Annotated in this window: 5 protein-coding genes and 1 tRNA gene; 1 reads left to right on the forward strand and 5 read right to left on the reverse strand. The window is 56.9% G+C overall.

Going from position 1 to position 2,826, the window contains the following annotated elements:
• The first annotated feature begins 57 nt into the window (after positions 1-57).
• Positions 58-411, forward strand: a complete 354-nt coding sequence (locus HWQ67_RS15620) for a PIN domain-containing protein (protein ID WP_320414578.1) — start codon at positions 58-60, stop codon at positions 409-411.
• A gap of 39 nt (positions 412-450) precedes the next feature.
• On the opposite strand, the gene HWQ67_RS15625 is transcribed toward HWQ67_RS15620, so the two are convergent.
• From HWQ67_RS15625 to HWQ67_RS20270, 5 genes are all read right to left on the reverse strand, one after another.
• Positions 451-819, reverse strand: a complete 369-nt coding sequence (locus tag HWQ67_RS15625; RefSeq protein WP_218253614.1) for a DUF7670 domain-containing protein — start codon at positions 817-819, stop codon at positions 451-453.
• Between the two features lie 175 nt (positions 820-994).
• Positions 995-1,066 (reverse strand) — tRNA-Val (locus tag HWQ67_RS15630).
• Positions 1,067-1,127: 61 nt separating this feature from the next.
• Entirely contained in the window at positions 1,128-1,946 is an 819-nt protein-coding gene (locus HWQ67_RS15635) for a matrixin family metalloprotease (RefSeq protein WP_218253615.1), read from the reverse strand.
• A 143-nt stretch (positions 1,947-2,089) separates the two neighbouring features.
• A complete protein-coding gene (locus HWQ67_RS15640; protein WP_218253616.1) occupies positions 2,090-2,404 on the reverse strand; it encodes a response regulator in 315 nt (104 codons plus the stop codon).
• Positions 2,395-2,826, reverse strand: a 432-nt coding sequence (locus HWQ67_RS20270) for a helicase-related protein (protein WP_218253617.1), incomplete at its 5' end; no start/stop codon positions are given. The genes HWQ67_RS15640 and HWQ67_RS20270, both read right to left, overlap by 10 nt.

A 2,826-nucleotide genomic window follows, 5' to 3' on the forward strand; every position in this document is an offset into this window, starting at 1 on the left:
TGCAGACCATGCCTGTTATCTTTACATTTTTCTTTGCCATGATAAACATCTTTCCTGATAGACCTGCTGCGTAAAGACGAGGCCGCGGGTGAATTGCTCCAAGAACTGGACCTGGATGATCTCAGGATACCTGCTGTCGCAGTCATGGAGTTGTGGGAGGGCGCCATCTGCAGCAAAACCACCTCGCTCGAGAAGATCAAAGTCGACGAATTATTGGAAGCGTTCACCATCTATAACCTTGATGGCGCCGCAGCCAAGCAAGCCGCGGAAATCAACAACGCCCTCAGGCATGCGCCCCTGGAAACAGAGGATGTCATGATTGCAGCCATCGCGCTCGCGCGCGGCGAGAAACTCGTTACATCAGACGCCCATTTCGCCAGGGTGCCGGGACTTCGGGTCCTAAAATATTGAGAATGAACCCGACTGGAACACAACGAATCCCGGCTCGCATCAATTCTTCTTTTTCCAGCCCAGCAGGAATAAACCGCCTATGAAAAGGAACACCACGCTGCCGATGATCAAAATAGGATTGGACTTCCCGCCGGACGACGCCGCCAACGATACTATCAGTCCTACGACACACGCCGCTCCGGATAGCAAGAAAACAACTGCGCCGACCAGATCGTGCTTCCACGACAGCCACAACAAGGCAAACAAGAACAGCGACGGGAGATTATGCATGAACAACGCCAATGCTATCTCTCCCGCGCCTGACGCCCCGTCAAAGACGTCGAACGAGAAGATCACCAGGAACAATGCGAACACCAACAGGATTATCCTCGGCGTCCAGAAGATGAACCTGCCAACCTTCTTTTTCATAGAGACACAGAAGAGCAAGGGGTATAAAAGAGTGAGCCCAGCCGGCATGTGTGCCTGAACATACGGTGACTAAGAAGGCACGGCAAGGAGTTTTCCCCAGGGTTCAACGAAGCGAAGCTTCGTGAACAAGAAACCCGAGGTTTCTTTGTTTTTTCTGCGCGAGCAGAAAAAAGGCTGAGCCCAGCCGGAATCGAACCGGCGACCTTCTCGACGTCAACGAGACGTTCTACCACTGAACCATGGGCTCGGAGCGAGCGTTCCTGCTCGTTGCGTCGTACAACCGCCGGCCCTTATTTAAACGTTACGGGTCAGCCGTAGAGCGCTCTCACGCCGGCCTTGTCGCCTGTCTCGAGCGTCCGCTTCTTGGTCTCGCCCTCTGTCGCGTAGCCGTACATGGTCTGCTCTCCGCACTGCGAGTTGTAGAGGTCGGAGAGGCCCACGCTGTGGCCGAGCTCGTGCGTGGCGATGTCGTCAAAGTCCATCTTCAACGTCTCGCCTGCCAGCGACCAGTCGAAGTCGGTCTGGTCATACACCTGGTCCCACTCGGAGAGCACCCGATTCCGCGACGGGCCGCCGAACACGCCCCAGACGATGGTGATCGCTATGGCGCCAGGGTCGTCGATGGTGCCGAAATAGACCTCATTCTTGCCGTCAGGCGCGGCAGTGTCTGCCACAAGCGAGACGTTCGTCGCTGAACCCGCGCCAAGGATAGTCCCCCGCACGACGTTCCAGGTCTGCACGTCGTTGCTGAACTGCGACACGACAAGCGCAGGATCAAGGCCTTCGGCGTTGACCGGATTGATAAGATACGGTTCGACCGACTTCCATTTCGCGCCAGCGGCAAGGAAAGAGTAACAACCCGCCGACGGGTCGGTCTTGCCGCAGTCCACCGGGCATTTGCTCGCGGACTCGCCCTTCTCGCACATGCCATTGCCGCAAGAAGCGGCCTTCGCTTCCTTCCTGTGGACGATGACATAACCCTGGACTGGCTGTCCGTTATCAGTGGCTTCGCCAAGATAATACACATCAGGCGCGACCTGCGCGTCCTTCGGGAACTTCACAGACTTCGCAGACGCTATCGTAGACAGTGCAAGCACGAGCAATACCAACAACACCAACTTTTTCATCGTACATCCCTCCTGAAAGGCAGGTACGGGTCCCTTCTATAAAAAATATGCCTTAGTCTGGCCGTCCATACTGCTGCGCGAGCATGTCGTCGACCGTCTTCTTAACGGCAGAGAACGAGAACGACTTCTGCAGGAAACGCGCCTTATTGTTTTCCCCCCAATACCTGCGTCAGCGCCTCGTTGTCTTCTCCGGCATACCCGCTCATGAACAGGACAGGCACGTTGCGATACTCCCTCATCCCGCGATACATGGCGACACCATTCATCTTCGGCATGAGGACGTCGGTGACGACAGCACCTATGTGCGTGCCGTTGCCGGCATCTGCCACGAACTTCGCCAGTCCTTCCTCGCCGTTCTCCGCTGTGATGACCGTGTAGCTATCCTTGAGGACATCACACACCAAAAAGCGGACGAGGGATTCGTCATCGACGACCAGCACAGACGGCGTCAATCCCACTTGTCCCATCCTGAAGGACCGACTGCGGCAGCCATCGATTCCGCCTGCTCGGCGTTGCGCTTGGCAGTGAATCCCTGCTTTATCTGCTTGGTGTACGGACCGCCTATACCCGTGTCCTCAGGCGCGCTCGCAAGGTCATACCCGCCACGCGACTGCTTCTCGCCCGTCGGCAACTGCACGTCGAGATAGCGCTTGATCTCACGTTCGATGTTGCGCAAGAGCGGCTCGTCCTGCGTGGTGAGGAAACTGATCGCGTCGCCCTCTTCGCCCGCACGTCCCGTACGCCCTATTCTGTGGACGTAGTCCTTGGGGTTCTTGGGCAGGTCGTAGTTGATGACGTGCGAGACGTCGTCGATGTGCAAGCCACGCGCCGCGACATCAGTGCAGATGAGGATGCGGCACTTGCCTGCCTTGAAGTCGTC

This window comes from Candidatus Magnetobacterium casense (genome assembly GCF_019173545.1).
Classification (GTDB): Bacteria; Nitrospirota; Thermodesulfovibrionia; order Thermodesulfovibrionales; family Magnetobacteriaceae; genus Magnetobacterium; species Magnetobacterium cryptolimnobacter.

Coding starts and splice junctions, on each gene's coding strand:
- HWQ67_RS15635 (WP_218253615.1), bottom strand. CDS start 1,946: ATGAAAAAGTTGGTGTTGTTGGTATTGCTCGTGCTTGCACTGTCTACG.
- HWQ67_RS15625 (WP_218253614.1), bottom strand. CDS start 819: ATGAAAAAGAAGGTTGGCAGGTTCATCTTCTGGACGCCGAGGATAATC.